Raw genomic sequence first — 17,282 nt, 5'->3', positions numbered from 1 at the left:
CTCCTCACTGTGACGTGACCTGTTGAGACGACATGACTTGGTGAGACATGATTCTGATGATTCGGTCGGCCGCACAAGCTCGGCATCATCCTCAAAAAGCCAGACTCTAAACCCCCAAAAGAGGGCGACACGGATAAGAGCATATTACTTCAAAATCCTACGGGTCTGAAGGGGTTTTGGCGAAGTTACCAGCCTGCGCTCGGAGAAAATCCAGCTCCTTGGAGGTCAGGTTTCGATAGCGTCCGGGAGACAAATCTCCCAGCAAAATCGGCCCGATCGCTACTCGATGGAGCGACATTACGGGATGCCCCAACTGCTCAGCGACGCGGCGGATCTGTCGATTTCGCCCTTCATACAAGACAATTTTCAGCAGGGTTTTGTTCGCTCGATCATCGAGGAGCGTGACTTCGGCAGGCAGGGTTGGGCGATCGTCTAACAGCACGCCGCCTTGCCACTGCCGTAGGGTCTCTGCGCTGGGGCAGCCAGCAACCCACACTTCGTACACCTTGGGAATGTGGTGAGACGGATGGGTGAGGGGAAAGGTCAGGGAACCGTCGTTGGTCAGCAGCAGCGCCCCGGTGGAGTTGGTATCTAGGCGGCCAACCGGATGTAGCCCACTGCTCTGGCGCAGATGCGCTGGCAACAGGTCTAGCACGGTGCGCCGTTGCTGCGGATCGTGGCAGGTGGAAACCACGCCGGTCGGCTTGTGCAGCAGCAGGTAGAGCAAGTCTGGACGCGCCTGGGCATTTAGCAGGTTGCCGTCTACTTCGAGGCGATCGCCCGCCAAATCCGCCACCTGCCCCAGCGTCGCCACCTGCCCATTCAGCCGCACCCGCCCCGCTCGAATCATCTGCTCTGCCTGACGGCGCGAAGCAATGCCATATTGAGACAAAATTTTCTGAATTCGCTCAGCCATATCGACATATCGACTCAGATTGATTCTCGATTTTGGATTTGCGATTTTGGCCGGTCGAGCATCCGCGAGGCTTCCAGCCATCCCATTCGTAGCGCCCTACAGGAAGCCTGATACCCGCCGTGCCTATCTGGTTCGCACCCTGTGATCCCCCCATCCCCCATTGCCCAACGCCCGCAGCCCTCACGATCGCCGAATATTCAAGCAGCACCAGTCCTGCCTGCGCCAGAGCGTAGCAACAACCCAGCCATTGGCTTCGAGCGAGTCGGCAATGGGCTTCACCTGATCCAGCAAGATGCCGCTGAGAACGCCCCAGGTGCTGGGCTTGGCGATCGCCCCAAAGCCAGGGATCAAGTCAAGAATCACCTCTGCCAGGATATTGCACACAAACCCATCGACGGGCGCAGGCAATATTTGGGTTAGATGATCCAGGCTGCCCAGTTTGACGATCAGGCGCTCTGGCGCAAGGCCGTTTAGCTCTCGGCTGGCATTGGTGGAGTCAATCGTCAACGGGTCCGTATCCACCGCGTAGGCTTGCTTTGCCCCCAGCAGCAGCGCCGCGATAGAGAGAATGCCAGAACCACAGCCAATATCGGCAATGGTGATATCCGACGGCCCCTCAATCCGCATTTCCAGCGCCTCCAGACAAAGCTGCGTTGTGGCGTGGGCCCCTGTGCCAAAAGCAACCCCAGGGTCGAGTTGCAGCACAATGCGATCGCCCTGTGCGGGGACAGGCAGCCAAGCAGGGTTAATCAAGAGGCGATCGCCTACTTCCTGCGGATGCCAATACTGCTTCCAGCTACTCGACCAGTCTTCTTCGTCAATCATCTGCCACTGCACCCCGGGCACCGCCACCCCCGCGCACAGGGCATCCTGCTTGAGCCGCAGCGCCAGCGCCGACAGATCCAGCAGCTCAGCTTGAGTCTGTGGCAAGTAACCGCGCACCAGCACGCCAAACTCCTTGCGTTCGCTCGCCGTGCCTTTACAGCCAAACTCCTCCAGCCGCCAAGACACCAAGTCTTCTGCCGCCGGATCGCACAACGCCTGTATTTCCCACCAGGTGGACATAAGAGGTTGGGGTGTGTTGTTAAAGCTGGCAGGAATGACGCACGTTACGCACTTAAGAACTTGAAGGACTCCAGTCCAGTGCACACATCTCGGTTTTTTGCGTCAGGCTCTGAAAGATCCCCCTAAAATCCCCCTTAATAAGGGGGATTTTCGATCCAGTTTTCCCTGCTTCGGGTCACTCCGGGTTCAGTTCCCCCCTTGTCTAAGGGGGGTTAGGGGGGATCAAAGCATCGCCAATAAGCAGACTTTCGATCCAGTTTTCCCTGCTTCGGGCCACTCCGGGTTCAGTTCCCCCCTTGTCTAAGGGGGGTTAAGGGGGGATCAAAGCATCGCCAATAAGCAGACTTTCGATCCAGTTTCCCCTGCTTCGGGTCACTCCGGGTTCAGTTCCCCCCTTGTCTAAGGGGGGTTAGAGGGGATCAAAGCATCGCCAATAGCTGAACGGTCACCTTTTACGCGACGCGCACAAACCAATCAACCCTGCAAACCAGCACTAAGAGGTGGGCAGCGTCACCGTATAGGCATCGCGGATGCCGGGAACCTGGGTGATTTCGTTGAGAATGCCGTCTGGCAGGGGATCGTCCAGGCTTAGCACCATTACCGCGTCGCCCCGCACAATCTTGCGGCCGACCTGCATACTGGCAATGTTGACATTCAAGCTGCCTAGCAGGGAACCCAGTTTACCAATGATCCCCGGCATGTCGCGGTGCAGGGTGAACAGCATGTGGCGACTGGGCGGCACGTTAATGGGGAAGTCGTCGATATTGGTGATGCGGATTTCGTTGTCGCCCAAGAGCGCACCTGTGACGGTGTGTTCGCCGTTGGGGCCGCTGGCCGACAGGCGCAGAGAACCCGTGTAGTCAATCACCGCCGCGTCGCGGGTTTCCACCACGCGAATGCCTCGCTCCTTGGCTTCGATGCTGGCGTTGACGTAGTTAACCCGCTCTTGCAAGGCAGTAGACAGCAGACCCTTCAGCGCCGCCACCACGACGGGCTGGCTCTCGTTGCTAGCAAGTTCGCCCTGGAGCCGCACATTCAGCGACTCGACGCGGCCACCCGTGAGCTGGCTAATCAGGTTGCCCAAAATTTCTGCCAGTTGCAGGTAGGGGCGCAGTTTTTCCAGCAGGTCGGGCCGCAGACCAGGAATATTGACCGCCGAGCGGGCAGGCAGCCCCAGCAGCACATCGCGGATCTGCTCGGCTACATCGATCGCCACGTTGACCTGGGCTTCTTCGGTGGATGCGCCGAGGTGGGGCGTGAGGATGGCTTCTTTGCCTAGGGCCCGCAGGGGTGACTCACCCAACGGCTCTGATTCGTATACATCTAGGGCGGCTCCGGCGATTTTACCTTCCTTGAGGGCGATCGCCAAGGCTTCTTCGTCAATGATTCCACCCCGCGCACAGTTGATAATACGAGCCGTGGGCTTCATCTTGGCTAGCGACTCAGCATTGATCATGTGCTGCGTTTCTGGCGTTTTGGGCAGGTGCAGCGTAATATAGTCCGACTCGCGCAGCAGCAGATCCAGATCCACCAAGTGGCAGCCCATCTGCTCGGCGCGTTCGCTGGAAAGGAATGGGTCGTAGGCAAGCAGGCGCATCTCCATTGCCCGCGCCACTTTCGCCACATGGGAGCCGATCTTGCCCAGCCCAACGATCCCCAGCGTCTTCTTGTAGACCTCGACCCCTGTGAAGCTCTTGCGATCCCACTCGCCCGCCTTCACCGATTGATTGGCAGCGGGGATATGACGCGACAGGGCCAGCATCATCGCCAGGGCGTGTTCTGCTGCGGCGATGGTGTTGCCTTCGGGCGAGTTGACCACGAGGATGCCGCGACGGGTCGCCGCAGGCACATCGACATTATCCACACCCACGCCCGCACGGCCAATGATTTTGAGCTGAGTGCCTGCTTCGATGATTTCCTGAGTAACGCGCGTACCGGAACGAATCATCAGCGCGTCGTAGTCGGGAATAATCTGTACCAGTTGGTCAGGAGACAGCCCGGTTTTCACATCGACCTGAGCAACCTGCGAGAGGATGTCAATTCCGATTTGGTCAATTGGGTCGGAAACAAGAACCTTAGACATGATGATGGGCTGACAGGTTGAGAGAACAGTTTAGACAGACAGCTTAGACAGTTGGACAGTTTGAAAGACGAGTCAAAAGCAAACGCGAAACCGAAACCCGCACTAAGGGTATGAAGCGCTGAGGTGTGAAGGCAACCGAATGAGGCGTTCAGACGAAGCCCAGGCGCAGTTTAGACGCAGGTTCACGCTCCTCAACAGGCAAGTTGCTCTGGTATTGAACCCGTCATGGGCGATCGCCCCAAGAACCCCAGAATCTTTGGACGGGAAAAAGCCGGGCCGGTTCGCAGTGCGCCGGAGCAGAACAAAGTTTTCCACAGACCGAAGGTCATTTTACTGCAAAGCGGTATACCAATCGGGTTTACACCCGAAAGTTTTTGGGTTTACCCGCTGGGGCCGGGTTCCAATGACGGATTTCAATGACGGCCCTTAGAGCTAATTTGTAAAGGAGCCTGAAAGCCTTGTTAATCAAGGATTTCCGAGAAACCGCTTTTCCTGGGCAAACATGACCTCAAAGCCACACATGCCAAGAGTTTCAGGCTTCTTAAGATTTGCTTCATAAATTAGCTCTTAGAGTACGGCTATCCGCACTCGCGGAGAAATTGCAATGTTTTGAAACATTTTGTTATATTTATTTACATATTGAAACAAACCAAGACAGGAGGCTGTTATGACGCTTCTCATTGCACTGTTTGTAATCGCCTGGGTCGCCGCTTCAGTCATTGGAACTCAGGCCTACTTCCGGGGCGAACAGTCCAAGCCAATTCACGAGCGCAACTGGAATTCTGAGTCCTTCGAGCAGCTTGCCGCCTCCATTACTGCGACGGAAGTGGACTACAGCACGCGAGTTCCCGGTTACCTGGGGATCAGAGGTTAGATAAGGGTTTGGGAGGCTGATCGGGCTTGCCGCTGGTTGCAGTGTCTCTCCTCACTGTGCCGCCAAGGTCGAATGGAGCGATCGCTCTCTGACACGCCTACCCACGCCTCTGAGTTTCGTTGCAACGCACGATTTGAGCCAGATCACCTGCGCCCTCCTGCTGGGGGGCTTTTTTGTGCCCAATCTTGCGTTAGGACTGACGCAGTTGGACGATTTCTATCCCAAACTCCTGAACCCCAGTCGCTAAAGCGTCATGAACATCCGTCGATCGAGCGTCCGGGGATCATGACTTTCCATGAAGTGCGTCAGGTCTTCGTCGCTTTCGAGCCGCCCATCGACCAGGCTGACAATGCGATCGGCAATGTCGAGGATGCGGTTGTCGTGGGTCACCATCAATATTGTGCAGTTCTGTTCCTTGGCCAACCGCTGCATCAGTTCTACAACTTCTCGTCCGCTTTTTTTGTCGAGGGCGGCGGTGGGTTCGTCCGCCAGGATCAGGGTTGGCTGGTTGACTAGGGCACGGGCGATCGCCACGCGCTGTTTTTGCCCGCCAGAGAGGGCGCGGGGCTTGTAATCGACCCGTTCCCCCAATCCCAGTTGGGTTAGCATGGCAACGGATTGCTCTCGCTTGGTGCGCCAGTTGGGCATTAGCTCCACGGCCATTTCCACGTTTTGGGACGCAGTGAGCGAGTCAAACAGGTTGTGGGCCTGAAAGATAAAGCCGATGTTGCGCCGCACCTCCACAAGCTGCCCCCGGCCCATGCCCACCAGCTCGCGCCCCAGCACCCTGAGGCTGCCGTCTTGCACAGTTCGCAGTGCGCCAATCAGCGTCAGCAGCGTGGTTTTGCCGGAGCCGGATGGGCCGGTCATGATGACAATTTGCCCCGGCAGCAGGTCGAGGTTGATGTTGTAAAGCACCTGCTTCTGGAGTTCGCCCTGACCAAAGAAATAATTGAGGTTGCGAATCTGAACCGTGGCGCTTGGCGAGGGTGCCACGACTGCTGTTGCGCCAGCGGCGGGGTTGGGTTCAGCCGTAGGGCGATCGCCCGCCAGATTTTCCATCATGCAGCAAAGTTCGTAATTCACTAGAAGCAGCCCACTGGGTATCCCCAGGTTGCCTCCCATTATCGCTACTGCAACGTCGTTTTGGAGACGATGCGGGTCTTTTTGCGATCGCTCTCCGACAGTTCCTCACCCTCTTGCAGGCGGGTGGCGTTTTCTTGCAGCACGGTGGCAGCCGTCTGGTCGCCCATTTGCAGCGCAGTCTTGGCAGCAGATTGCAGCATGGTAGCCGCCCCAGCGCGATCGCCCTGTTGCAGCTTTTGCTCGGCAATTTGGGTTTGGCGATATTTGCCCAGCGCCAGCACATGCTGCTGCACCTGCGGGTCGGGCGCTGGCTGGAACGTGGTCACAACGTTCGCTTCAACAATCACCGGGTCACTCAGCACGCTCTCCAAATTCTGCGCCGGGTCGTCATAGCGCACCTGCACCTGCACCAGCGGATGCCGCCCCACCGGAAGCTGAGAGGCATAGAGGTTTGCCAACACCACCCGTGGCGAGTCCACCATCAAGTCGCCCAGGCGCACCGACACCTGCCCCGCCTCCTGAATCGGCTGCAATTCCACCGTTTCGGGCACGACTTGCGCCACGGGCTTGAGTTCCGCCAGCCGTACACCGGGCATCATTCTCAGCAGCAGATAGGCATTCGTCAGTCCGACAGACTGCACCCGGCTAAACAAGCGCGTAAACTCCAGCAGCGCATCTTCCGGCGTTTGGATATAGGTCAATGCACCGCCGCCTGCATCGGCAATCTGTTCCAAAATGTCCTGGTTCCAGTGGTCGCCAAAGCCCAGCGTATTCAGCGTCAGGTTATATTCCGCCGCCAGATGGGCCAGCTTCAGGCAGCGATCGTTGTCGCCATGCTCGTTTTCGCCATCCGTCAGCAAAAACGCCTGGGAAATCGTGTCTTTTTTTGCCTTGGCCAGTTCTTCAATGCCCAACCGCATCCCTTCGTCGATGCAGGTGCCGCCGCTGGTTTTGAGGCGACTGATCTCGTTCTTGAGTCCGGCGGGATTGTCAATCACCTGGTTGGGCACCAGCACTTTGGCCTTGTGGTCAAACACCACCACCGAGAGGCGATCGCCCGGCGACAGGCTATCCACGATTTTCAGCGCCGCCTGTTTGACGGTTTCCATTGGGCGACCGTTCATCGAGCCGCTGTGATCCAAAATCAGGCACAGGTTGAGGGGTGCCGTGCGACCTGCTGAAGCGGCGATCGCCGACATCGAAATTGCCAACTGCCGCTGACTGCTCACCTGCGCTACATCCAAATTGGCATCACTCAGCGACGCTTGCAGACCCACTTTCATAGCCCCAGGCTCCAGTCTAAAGAGAATGTAATATGTTGAAAACAGGCGGCATTTCCTGACGGAGTGAAGTCCACACTGCCCGAACCAGACGAAGGGATCGGAATCTCCCGCAAACCTCACTCACTTCAAAAACGCTATATTTCGATTTTCTGCCTCTTCAATACTCCAAGGCCCCAGTTCCCAATTCCGCAAACTGCTCCAATCTTCTCACGCTTTTCCCAAATCCCTGATGGGCCAGTCTTCTCGACCGCTGCGATGCCCCGCACGCTACTATGTTAAAAGCGGCGTTCGTAGAAACAGCGCAGTTCATACGCTAATTCAGGCGTAAGTCCTCCCGCAAGTTCACACGCCAACTGTTTCGGCAAGCGTCCAGGCGAGTTTGATCCTATGAGTTCATCGATTAAGGCCGTTCAGTCCAATTATTACTACGGGGATGCTGCCTATCGCACACCCCCGCCCGATCTGCCCTCGCTGCTGCTCAAAGAGCGCATCATTTACCTGGGGCTGCCGCTGGTTTCGTCAGACGACCTCAAGCGCCAGTTAGGGGTCGATGTGACCAAGCTAATCATCGCGCAACTCCTCTACCTCCAGTTCGACGATCCCGAAAAGCCCATTTACTTTTACATCAACTCCACAGGCACCTCCTGGTATACCAACGATGCGATCGGCTACGAAACCGAAGCCTTCGCCATCTGCGACACCATTGCCTACGTTAAACCCCCTGTCCACACCATCTGCATTGGCCAGGCAATGGGCACGGCTGCCATGATTCTCTCAGCAGGCACGAAGGGCTTCCGCGCCAGCCTGCCCCACGCCACCATCGTGCTAAACCAGCCCCGCACGGGCATGGGCCAGGCCCAGGCAACCGACATCCAGATTCGCGCCCGCGAAGTGCTAATCAACAAGCAGTCCACTCTGGAAATTCTTTCTCGCAACACAGGTCAGCCCATCGAGAAAATCGCCAAGGACACCGATCGCATCTTCTATATGAATCCCTACGAAGCCAAGGAATACGGGCTAATCGATCGCGTCCTCGAAAGCGCCAAGGAATTGCCAAAGCAAGTTCCGGCACTGACCTAGCTGCATTCGCTAGCTGCATTAACAAGATGATCAGGCGATGCGGTGAGGATGGGAATTGCTGATATTCCAGGACTTCCCTACTCCCATCGCTCCGTCTGCCATTCTCGCACCCCTCCCACTCACAGTCTTGCCCATGTCTGTAGATCCCGTCCTCCGCGTTCCCTACAACATTCCCGGTAGTCCTTACTGGCAGTGGATCAACATCTACACCCGCATGAGCCAGGAGCGGATTATTTTTCTCAACCAGCCCATTACCGACGGGTTTGCCAATTCCATCATCTCAGCACTGCTGTATCTGGACTCGCAGGATCAGAGCAAACCGATTTACTTTTACATCAACTCGCTGGGCGATCCGCTGATGGCGGGCATGGGGTCGATGGCGATTGGCATGATGTCGATCAATGCTGGCCTGGCCATCTACGACACGATGCAGCACATCAAGTCGCCGATTCTGACGATTTGTATGGGCCAGTGTTTTGGAATGGCGACGGTGCTGCTGTCGGCGGGCACGAAGGGCAAACGAGCCAGCCTGCCGCATACCATGATTGCTCTGGCCCATCCCCAGAGCGGCTCTCGCGGTCAGGCAACTGACATCGAGATTAATGCAAAAGAAGTGTTGAGCAAGCAGCGCACGATTATAGAGCTACTCTCGGAAACCACCGGACAGCCCGCTGAGCGCATCCATCAAGATATGGATCGGATGTTTTATCTCACGCCGACTCAGGCAAAAGAGTATGGGCTGATTGACTTGGTACTAGAAAGCCCGAAGCTGGCAGGAGCAGGAGTTGGGCGCTAGGGGTTTCATAAGGCTCTCTACCGAATCCTTCCCCAGTTCCAACACCCCCCTCCTCCAAATCCCCATTACATACCCTTTCACCCCTTCAAAGACCTATGCCGATTGGAATTCCTAGCGTCCCCTATCGCCTCCCTGGCAGTTCCTTTGAGCAGTGGATCAGCATCTACGAGCGGCTGTTTCGGGAGCGGATTATTTTTCTAGCAGAAGAAGTAGATGACGGCATTGCGAATGCAATTGTCGCCTATATGCTTTATCTCGATTCGGACGACAACACGAAGCCAATTTATCTTTATATCAATTCGCCGGGCGGCTCGGTGACAGCAGGCATGGCAATCTACGACACCATGCAGCACATCAAGTCGGAAGTGGTGACGATCTGCGTGGGGCTGGCGGCCTCGATGGGCGCATTTTTGCTGACGGCGGGCGCAAAAGGAAAGCGACTGGCGCTGCCCCATGCGCGGATCATGATTCACCAGCCGCTAGGCGGAACGGGTCGTCGCCAGGCCACCGACATCGACATCGAAGCGCGGCAAATCTTGCGGGTGCGCCAGGAACTCAATGAGATGATGGCGCTGCACACGGGCAAGACGGTGGAGCAGATTGAGAAAGACACCGATCGCGACTATTTCATGTCAGCGCAGGAGGCGGTGGAATACGGCTTGATTGACCGAGTGATTACGGATGCGAACGCCCAAAGTTGAGATTTCAATCATTCTTTCAATTATTCAAATTGAAATTTCTAGGAGCGAACGATTACACTTGGAACGCTAAGTGTGAAACGCCCAGTGTGAAACCCTGAGTGTGGAACGCTAACGTGGAACGCTTGAGGCGATCGCCCGGTTGATGAGCCTTGTTGATGAACCTTGCTGAGTGCTATCGGATTTTGGGACTGAGAAGCAGCGCCACCTACGAGGAGATCAAATCTTCCTATCGGCGGCTGGCGCGGCGATATCATCCCGACCTGAATCCGGGCAGCGCTCAGCAGGCAGAGCAGTTTATCCAGGTGAATGCGGCCTATCGGCGGCTGATGGAGTTGGTGCGACCAGCGAGCATGGGCGATCGCCCTCTGCCTTCCCCTGCCCCGCCGCGACCCGCACCAAGCGCAGCCGATGCTTCCCCATCAGCCGCCTCGCCAAAAGCCACATCGCCCTCCTCCGCCCAAAAAGCCCAAACCCAGCGGAGTCCCACCGCACAGTCCAGCTCTGGCATTCGCAAGCGCCCGCCGATCCAGCGCAACCCGGATGCCTCGCCGACGGATCATCAGCTCAAAGAGCATGTCTATAGCCGCCTCCAGCAGTTGTTGCGGCAGCAGCGCTATCCCCGCGCCGTTGCGCTGGTTGAAGGGCTGGCCCAGCGGTTGCCCAACGACCTAGAGGTGCGCCAATGGCTGGCGATCGCCTATCAGCGCTGGGGCCGCCACCTGGTTGACCTGAAGCAGCCCGAAAAAGCCCGCACCTATCTCAACAAGGCCCTCCGCACCGACCCGCGCAATCGCGCCCTCTGGTTTGAGGTCGATCGCGACCTGCGCCGACTGGACGGCATCGAGATTTTGTAATGTCTGTGCCCTAATATCCGTCTTTCCTGCCCTCTTAAAATAGAGCCACAGAAATAGAGCCACAGAGGAAACTGCTAGACTCCCTACACATTCCTGGCCTAGCTATCCAAAATTGCCAATCTAAAAATCCAAAATTGACCAAAACTCACGCACTTGCGATAAGCTTTCTAGATTTTGGACAATTTCTCGCGGGCGCAGCCAGCGAGAAATTGTCCAACTGTGTAAGTCCTAATTAACTAAGGCGTTGCCTTAAGCACCGTGCGCTCGGCAGGGTCGAGGGTAAATTCTAGCGGAATGCGGTCTTCGTAGGCTTTGACGACCTGGCGATAGACCTCGTAGCGCGTGGGCAGCGTGCGGTTGTCTTCGCCGGGACGACGGAACGTGATGGTGTAGTTAACGGTTTTGTTGAGTCGCGGTGTGCCAGGTCGCTCTTGGCGCTGCTGGCGGGCTTCAATGTCATCAATCGTCGGCTTGGGGGGCAGGGCGGGCCACCAGAGTCCCTTGTCGTCGGGGCCGGTGACTGCGCCCTCTGGTTTCTGACCGTTGCGATTTTCTAGCGAGGTGGAGGCAAATTCTTCGATTCGGGGCGGCCGTTCGCCTGGTCGGTTTGCGCCCTCGTATTCCACCAGCCAGGTGTAGGTTGTCGTGGCGGTGGCCTGATACTGGGTGGAAGTGGGCGTTTCGCAGCCGCTAATTGCCAGAATGGGCAGGCTGGCCAGCAGGAGCGCCACACGCTGCCAGGGGCGGCTTGCAGAACGGTTGTGCGGGAAGGGCGATCGCAGAGATTGTGTCATAGCGCGTTCTATCCAGGAATCCATACAAGCTATACAAGCACAAGCGATCCAAGCGGTTGCTATCGCTTTCGATATTTTAATTTTGTTCGCTCCCAGCAGCAGGAAAATCCCAGCCCTAGACACTTTTCGCAAAGTCACAGCCGCAGATCTGATCAATTTTTTTAGCACTAGGATGTCTCAGCGCCAAACTTTCTCAGCCCCCAGTTGCCAAAAGTCCAAAGGTTTTGAAAAGGGCGATCGCCCCCCTTCAAACTGCTAGAAAAAGTGCCATCTAAGTACGCCAGGTCAAGCTGAATGAAAGTTGATCCGCCCTGGGAAAATGGCGCTATAGTCAATAGGCGAAAACGCTCTCAAGCAAATTTCTGCCTCATTTTTTGACCATCAATCAATGGGCTTTTAATCAGCATCTAGGGTGTATCCCACTTTTGTAACCCTCACCCTAAATCCCTCTCCTGCTTTAGGAGAGGGACTTCCAATTCGGCTCCCTTTCTCCCTTTTGGGGAGAAGGGGCTGGGGGATGAGAGCAGGCTTGCATAGCTGGGATGCGCCCAGCATCTACCTGGCTGCTCAGGTCAGCACTTTGTTAATCAGCGTTAATCAGCACTTTGTTAAGGCGTTACGGCCCGTTTTCACGCACCCCAAGGATGTTTGAATGGCAACTCCGATTACAGGCGATTCTCAAAACAACCGTTTAGAAGGCACTTCTGGTAATGACATCATTTTTGGCGGTGCTGGGAACGATACGCTGTTGGGTTTAGGCGGCGATGATCGGCTGTTTGGCGAAGCAGGAGACGATCGCTTAGACGGTGGAATTGGCAGTGACTTTTTGAGCGGCGGCGAGGGAAATGACCAGCTTGATGGCGGTGCCGGTGACGATACGCTTGATGGCGGCGCAGGCAGCGACACGCTCACCGGGGGAGCCGGGAACAACACTTACGTCATTGACGCACCGGGCGATCGCATCGTTCAAAGCAACAACCAAACCACCACAACCATCCGCTCTTTCATTACCTTTAACCTTGGTTCTCTGGGGCTGTCGGCGGGTTTTCAAAACCTCGTGTTGTTGGGCAATGCCGACATCAACGGCACAGGCAACAACGGGGATAACGTCCTGGTGGGCAATCGCGGCAGCAACGTGCTGCGGGGGCTGGCAGGAGACGACCGCATCTCTGGTGGGCCAGGCGGAAACGACCTGCTGGATGGTGGTACGGGCAACGATATCCTGGTGGGCAACGCAGGCAACAACACCTTTGTAATCGACAGTCCGGGCGATCGCATTTTGGGCGCAGGACGCGGCATTGATACGGTCGAGTCTTCGGTGGACTATTTCCTGGTGCGGGGGCTGGAGAACTGCAACCTACGGGGCGAGGCGCGGCTCTGCGTGGGCAATCGGCTCAACAACGCGCTGACGGGCAACCGCAACGACAACACCCTCGTCGGCGGCGCGGGCGCAGATCGACTGCTGGGCAACGACGGCAACGACACCCTCAGCGGCGGCCAGGGCGACGACGACCTCACAGGCGGTCGCGGCAACGACACGCTGACCGGGGGCGAGGGGCGCGATTTGTTCTACTACCGGAGCGATCGCAGCTTTAGAACCAGCGACTTTGGGCGCGACACCATTACCGATTTCCGAGGCACAGACAACATCGTCTTATCGCGGCGCACCTTCGGACTCCGCAGCAGTCGAGGCTTTGGGTTTAGCCAAGACAGCGAATTTGCCGTCGTAGCCAACAATCGCCTGGCCGCCAGCAGCAGCGCCCGCATTGTCTACAGCACCGGGTCGCGCACGCTGTTTCTCAACACCAACGGCAGCAGCAGCGGCTTTGGCTCCTCTGGCAGCAGCGGTGCATTCATCACGTTCAGCAGCCCCACCAACCTCAGCGCCCTCAGCTTCTTGATTGTTTAGACCTGCCGAGTAAACCCTCTTGGTCTGCTATCTACCCTCCAGCTGACAACCTCTGCCTAGAGATTGGGGTTATGATAGAAGGCATTGTTGATATTTCTTAACACTGGATGGTTGAGTCCTCCGCTGGCTTGGGGCAGGCCAAGGCAAACCTCACGGAATTCATCACTGAGAAGGTGCTATTTGGCAATCGCCCAACGCCTGAACTGGTTGCGATTCTGCTGGTCTACTTTGTGCAGGGCATTTTGGGTCTGGCACGGCTGGCGGTCAGCTTTTTCCTGAAGGATGACCTGGCGCTGAGTCCGGCGCAGGTGTCGGCGCTGCTGGGCGTGGCTGCCATTCCCTGGATGATTAAGCCGCTGTTTGGCTTTATGTCTGACGGGCTGCCGATTTTTGGCTATCGTCGCCGTCCGTACCTGATCTTGTCGGGCGTACTGGGGGCGATCGCCTGGGTGGCTATGTCTACAGTCGTCCATAGTGCCTGGGCTGCAACGCTGGCGATCGCGCTGAGTTCATTGGCGATCGCCGTCAGCGATGTGATTGTGGACTCGCTAGTCGTTGAGCGGGCCCGCCTGGAATCCAGCAAAACGTCTGGTTCGCTGCAATCGATTTGCTGGGGCGCGTCGGCCCTGGGCGGGCTGATAACGGCCTACCTCAGCGGCTTCTTGCTGGAGCGGTTTTCGGTGCAGACCGTGTTTGCCATTACAGCCACCTTCCCGCTGATCGTGTCGCTGGTGGCAGGGCTAATCGACGAATCCCCCGTCATGCAGCCTGCCGACTGGTCAGCCATTCGGTCGCAGGTGAAGGATTTGTGGGCTGCTATTTCGCAAAAGTCCATCTGGCTCCCCACGGCCTTCCTCTTCCTCTGGCAGGCCACACCCACCGCCGAATCCGCCTTTTTCTTTTTCACCACCAACGACCTCGGCTTTACCCCAGAGTTTCTGGGCCGCGTCCGTCTGGTCACCAGCCTGGCCTCGCTGCTGGGCATCTGGCTCTTCCAGCGGTTCTTTCGCACCGTCCCCTTCCGCACCTTCTTTGGCTGGACGATTGTGATTTCTACGCTGCTGGGCATGACCATGCTGCTGCTGGTAACCCACGCAAACCGGGCGATCGGCATTGATGACCACTGGTTTAGCCTGGGCGACAGCCTGATCCTGACCGTCATGGGACAGATCGCCTATATGCCCGTGCTGATTTTGGCCGCCCGCCTCTGCCCGCCCGGTGTAGAAGCGACGCTCTTCGCCCTGCTGATGTCCATCACCAACCTGGCTGCGCTGGTGTCCTACGAACTGGGCGCAGGGCTGATGCACTGGCTCGGCGTAACCGAAGACAACTTCTCAAACCTGTGGCTATTGGTCATCATCACCAATCTCAGCACCCTGCTACCGCTGCCTTTCCTGGGCTGGCTCCCTGGCAAAGAGGATGAAACACTGGAAATCTACACCCCCACTCCGCGAGCAACGCAGCCCGTCGTAGAGATTGGCGAAGGGGTCGGCGTAGCGGAGTGACAGATTGACAGACAGATTGGCAGACGAATTGACAGGCGGATTGACAGCGGATTGACAAATGACCCTCGCAATGAACCCTCGAAATTGACCCTTGCAATGGACACTTAAAACACTGCTGGAAACTCGAAAAGTTTCGACCTCCAAATCAACCTCCAAAATCGCTCATTGCTTCTGCTCAGCACTCAGTCGCCCAACACCCGCTCCAATCGCCAAACCCTCAAAATCTGACATGCAAACCCAACCGCTCTCTACCACTCGCCCCTATAGCCGCAAAGATTGGCAGACAGGCTATCGCTCCTTGGAGCAAGAGCTTGATTACGCCATCGAGGATGTTGCAGGTGAAATTCCGCCAGAGCTAGAGGGGACGCTGTTTCGCAATGGGCCAGGACGGCTGGAACTGGGGGGGCAGCGCTATCGGCATCCGTTTGATGGAGACGGGATGGTGTGTGCGATCGCCCTCCGCAACGGTCGCGCCCATTTTCGCAATCGCTTTGTCCGCACCGAGGGATTTGTCGCAGAGCAGCAGGCGCAGAAGATTCTCTATCGCGGCGTATTTGGCACACAGAAACCGGGCGGCGTGCTGTCAAACGCCTTCGATCTGCGCCGCAAAAATATTGCCAATACCAACGTGATTTACTGGGGCGGCAAGCTGCTGGCATTGTGGGAAGCAGCCGAACCCTATCGCCTCGACCCGCGCACCCTGGAAACGCTGGGCCCCGACGACCTGAAGGGCGGGCTAAAGCCTGGTGAAGCGTTCGCGGCGCATCCCTGGGTTGACCCCGCTAGCGAACTGGACGGCGGCGAACCCTGCCTGGTGAATTTTTCCATTAGCCCCGGACTCTCGACGCGAATCACGGTCTACGAACTCAACCCGGCAGGCGACGTGGTGCGCCGCTATAGCCACTCAGTCCCCGGTTTCGCGTTTATCCACGATTTTGTGATTACGCCCCACTACTGCATCTTCTTCCAGAATGCCGTGTCGTTTAACCCGCTGCCGTTTGTGCTGGGGCAGAAGGGGGCGGGCGAGTGCGTCCAGTTTCATCCCGAAAAGCCGACGCAGGCAGTGATCATTTCCCGCCGGGGCGACCATGAGAAGCGGGTGATTTCGGTCAATTCAGGATTTGTGTTTCACCATGTGAATGCCTTTGAAGCGGGCAAAACCCTGGTGGTGGACTCCATCAGCTACGATTCGCTGCCGACGCTAGAACCGGGACAGGACTATCGCGAGGTGGATTTTGACGCGCTGGCTCCGGGGCAACTCTGGCGCTTTCGCTTCGACCTGGCATCGGGTTCTGTGGCTCAGCAAAAGCTCGACGAACGCTGTGTCGAGTTTCCGGTGGTGCATCCCGACCGGGTGGGACGCGACTATCGCTATTTGTTTGTCGGGGCAGCTCACGAACCGACGGGCAATGCGCCGCTGCAAGGGGTGCTGAAGGTGGATTTGCAGACGGGCGATCGCCAGCTTTGGAGCGCTGCGCCCTACGGCTATGGCAGCGAACCCATCTTTGTGCCGCGGCCTGGGGCCACCGCAGAGGATGACGGCTGGGTGCTGGTGCTGATCTACAATGCCGAGCGGCAAAAGTCGGAACTGGTGATTCTGGATGGGCGGGATTTGGGCCGGGGGGCGATCGCCACGCTGCGGCTAGGGCATCACGTTCCCTACGGGCTACACGGCAGCTTCACTCCCGAATATTTTGGTGACCTTTGACTTTTGGCGATCTTTGACTTTTGACGATTTTTTGACGACTAATGCATCAAGCAAAAGCCGTCGAGCGCCTGAAGCCCATAAGCCAGCATTTAGCTCTGAGCCGATTTGCCAACTAAGAAAAAGTCCGAGAACGCTTTCAGAGCTTCCTCTTCCAGCACCGGGCCAATCACTTCGACCGGGCGCTTGCCATGCCTCAGCACTGCTTCGGCGCTGAGCGGTAGTTGGTAGGGCGACTCGCCCTGGGTTTTGTAGAGGCGATCGCTGCTGAGAGCATACACCAGCCGCCCTACACCGCTCCAAAACACGGCTCCGGCGCACATCGGGCAGGGTTCGGTGCTGGCATAGAGGGTGCATTGTGCCAGCATGTCTAGGCTGAGGCTTTTGTCCATTTGCCGCAGCAGGTTGGTTTCAGCGTGCCCGGTGCAGTCTTGGTCGGTGACCTGGGTGTTTTCGCCCTCCGCCAGGATGTGACCCGACGCATCCGCCAGCACTGCGCCAAAGGGACGGTTGCCATGCTCGCGGGCGCTATGGGACAGGGCGATCGCCCGCCGCAATAGCACCAAATCCTGCTCACTGACAGCACTCATTTCGGTCACTCCTGATCACACCGAATCGATACGTCCCCCAT

15 protein-coding genes are annotated in these 17,282 nt (G+C 57.2%); 8 read left to right on the top strand and 7 right to left on the bottom strand.

The genetic code is table 11. The features are described from left to right. Positions 1 to 157: 157 nt before the first annotated feature. From JTM80_RS02965 to serA, 3 genes are all read right to left on the bottom strand, one after another. Positions 158 to 916, bottom strand: a complete 759-nt coding sequence (locus JTM80_RS02965; RefSeq protein WP_172354094.1) for a pseudouridine synthase — start codon at positions 914 to 916, stop codon at positions 158 to 160. Positions 917 to 1,096: 180 nt separating this feature from the next. Further along, positions 1,097 to 1,981, bottom strand: coding sequence for a 50S ribosomal protein L11 methyltransferase (prmA, locus tag JTM80_RS02960; protein WP_172354093.1), 885 nt, complete (start codon positions 1,979 to 1,981; stop codon positions 1,097 to 1,099). Positions 1,982 to 2,474: 493 nt separating this feature from the next. Further along, positions 2,475 to 4,064 carry a phosphoglycerate dehydrogenase gene (gene serA / locus JTM80_RS02955; protein ID WP_172354092.1) on the bottom strand — a complete coding sequence of 530 codons (1,590 nt, stop codon included), beginning with the start codon at positions 4,062 to 4,064 and terminating at the stop codon, positions 2,475 to 2,477. A gap of 667 nt (positions 4,065 to 4,731) precedes the next feature. On the opposite strand from serA, the gene JTM80_RS02950 reads away from it, so the two are divergent. Then, complete coding sequence (locus tag JTM80_RS02950) at positions 4,732 to 4,938, top strand: photosystem II protein, Psb35-related (protein ID WP_172354091.1); 207 nt, start codon at positions 4,732 to 4,734, stop codon at positions 4,936 to 4,938. 243 nt (positions 4,939 to 5,181) lie between these two features. On the opposite strand, the gene JTM80_RS02945 is transcribed toward JTM80_RS02950, so the two are convergent. Both JTM80_RS02945 and JTM80_RS02940 read right to left on the bottom strand, forming a co-directional pair. Next, positions 5,182 to 6,024 (bottom strand): DevA family ABC transporter ATP-binding protein, encoded by an 843-nt coding sequence (locus JTM80_RS02945; RefSeq protein WP_225906744.1) that lies wholly within the window; start codon positions 6,022 to 6,024, stop codon positions 5,182 to 5,184. A gap of 44 nt (positions 6,025 to 6,068) precedes the next feature. Beyond that, positions 6,069 to 7,307, bottom strand: coding sequence for a VWA domain-containing protein (locus JTM80_RS02940; protein ID WP_172354090.1), 1,239 nt, complete (start codon positions 7,305 to 7,307; stop codon positions 6,069 to 6,071). 387 nt (positions 7,308 to 7,694) lie between these two features. Between JTM80_RS02940 and JTM80_RS02935 the strand changes: the two genes are divergently transcribed. From JTM80_RS02935 to JTM80_RS02920, 4 genes are all read left to right on the top strand, one after another. After that, a complete protein-coding gene (locus tag JTM80_RS02935) occupies positions 7,695 to 8,387 on the top strand; it encodes an ATP-dependent Clp protease proteolytic subunit (protein ID WP_172354089.1) in 693 nt (230 codons plus the stop codon). Between the two features lie 133 nt (positions 8,388 to 8,520). Further along, positions 8,521 to 9,183 (top strand): ATP-dependent Clp protease proteolytic subunit, encoded by a 663-nt coding sequence (locus JTM80_RS02930; protein ID WP_172354088.1) that lies wholly within the window; start codon positions 8,521 to 8,523, stop codon positions 9,181 to 9,183. Positions 9,184 to 9,278: 95 nt separating this feature from the next. After that, entirely contained in the window at positions 9,279 to 9,884 is a 606-nt protein-coding gene (locus tag JTM80_RS02925; RefSeq protein WP_205370568.1) for an ATP-dependent Clp protease proteolytic subunit, read from the top strand. A 155-nt stretch (positions 9,885 to 10,039) separates the two neighbouring features. Then, positions 10,040 to 10,738 (top strand): J domain-containing protein, encoded by a 699-nt coding sequence (locus tag JTM80_RS02920; RefSeq protein ID WP_172354086.1) that lies wholly within the window; start codon positions 10,040 to 10,042, stop codon positions 10,736 to 10,738. 236 nt (positions 10,739 to 10,974) lie between these two features. On the opposite strand, the gene JTM80_RS02915 is transcribed toward JTM80_RS02920, so the two are convergent. After that, entirely contained in the window at positions 10,975 to 11,532 is a 558-nt protein-coding gene (locus JTM80_RS02915) for a hypothetical protein (RefSeq protein WP_205370567.1), read from the bottom strand. 652 nt (positions 11,533 to 12,184) lie between these two features. On the opposite strand from JTM80_RS02915, the gene JTM80_RS02910 reads away from it, so the two are divergent. The 3 genes from JTM80_RS02910 to JTM80_RS02900 all read left to right on the top strand — a co-directional run bounded on the left by JTM80_RS02910 (position 12,185) and on the right by JTM80_RS02900 (position 16,654). Further along, positions 12,185 to 13,441 carry a calcium-binding protein gene (locus tag JTM80_RS02910; RefSeq protein WP_205370566.1) on the top strand — a complete coding sequence of 419 codons (1,257 nt, stop codon included), beginning with the start codon at positions 12,185 to 12,187 and terminating at the stop codon, positions 13,439 to 13,441. 107 nt (positions 13,442 to 13,548) lie between these two features. Continuing rightward, positions 13,549 to 14,946, top strand: a complete 1,398-nt coding sequence (locus tag JTM80_RS02905; protein ID WP_205370565.1) for a folate/biopterin family MFS transporter — start codon at positions 13,549 to 13,551, stop codon at positions 14,944 to 14,946. Between the two features lie 229 nt (positions 14,947 to 15,175). Next, positions 15,176 to 16,654: a carotenoid oxygenase family protein gene (locus JTM80_RS02900; protein ID WP_205370564.1), complete on the top strand. Its 1,479-nt coding sequence runs from the start codon at positions 15,176 to 15,178 to the stop codon at positions 16,652 to 16,654. A gap of 89 nt (positions 16,655 to 16,743) precedes the next feature. Here JTM80_RS02900 and JTM80_RS02895 read toward each other — a convergent pair whose 3' ends face one another. Further along, positions 16,744 to 17,241 (bottom strand): nucleoside deaminase, encoded by a 498-nt coding sequence (locus JTM80_RS02895; protein ID WP_172354082.1) that lies wholly within the window; start codon positions 17,239 to 17,241, stop codon positions 16,744 to 16,746. Positions 17,242 to 17,282: the final 41 nt, after the last annotated feature.

This window comes from Thermoleptolyngbya sp. PKUAC-SCTB121, assembly GCF_016919485.1.
Classification (GTDB): domain Bacteria; phylum Cyanobacteriota; class Cyanobacteriia; order Elainellales; family Elainellaceae; genus Thermoleptolyngbya; species Thermoleptolyngbya sichuanensis.
Note: the sequence above shows the minus strand (reverse complement) of the source record. Positions and strands in the feature narration are given on the sequence as shown.

Coding starts and splice junctions, on each gene's coding strand:
- JTM80_RS02940 (WP_172354090.1), bottom strand. CDS start 7,307: ATGAAAGTGGGTCTGCAAGCGTCGCTGAGTGATGCCAATTTGGATGTA.
- JTM80_RS02895 (WP_172354082.1), bottom strand. CDS start 17,241: ATGAGTGCTGTCAGTGAGCAGGATTTGGTGCTATTGCGGCGGGCGATC.
- JTM80_RS02920 (WP_172354086.1), top strand. CDS start 10,040: ATGAACCTTGCTGAGTGCTATCGGATTTTGGGACTGAGAAGCAGCGCC.
- prmA (WP_172354093.1), bottom strand. CDS start 1,981: ATGTCCACCTGGTGGGAAATACAGGCGTTGTGCGATCCGGCGGCAGAA.
- serA (WP_172354092.1), bottom strand. CDS start 4,064: ATGTCTAAGGTTCTTGTTTCCGACCCAATTGACCAAATCGGAATTGAC.
- JTM80_RS02965 (WP_172354094.1), bottom strand. CDS start 916: ATGGCTGAGCGAATTCAGAAAATTTTGTCTCAATATGGCATTGCTTCG.
- JTM80_RS02915 (WP_205370567.1), bottom strand. CDS start 11,532: ATGACACAATCTCTGCGATCGCCCTTCCCGCACAACCGTTCTGCAAGC.
- JTM80_RS02935 (WP_172354089.1), top strand. CDS start 7,695: ATGAGTTCATCGATTAAGGCCGTTCAGTCCAATTATTACTACGGGGAT.
- JTM80_RS02950 (WP_172354091.1), top strand. CDS start 4,732: ATGACGCTTCTCATTGCACTGTTTGTAATCGCCTGGGTCGCCGCTTCA.
- JTM80_RS02925 (WP_205370568.1), top strand. CDS start 9,279: ATGCCGATTGGAATTCCTAGCGTCCCCTATCGCCTCCCTGGCAGTTCC.
- JTM80_RS02900 (WP_205370564.1), top strand. CDS start 15,176: ATGCAAACCCAACCGCTCTCTACCACTCGCCCCTATAGCCGCAAAGAT.
- JTM80_RS02930 (WP_172354088.1), top strand. CDS start 8,521: ATGTCTGTAGATCCCGTCCTCCGCGTTCCCTACAACATTCCCGGTAGT.
- JTM80_RS02910 (WP_205370566.1), top strand. CDS start 12,185: ATGGCAACTCCGATTACAGGCGATTCTCAAAACAACCGTTTAGAAGGC.
- JTM80_RS02905 (WP_205370565.1), top strand. CDS start 13,549: ATGGTTGAGTCCTCCGCTGGCTTGGGGCAGGCCAAGGCAAACCTCACG.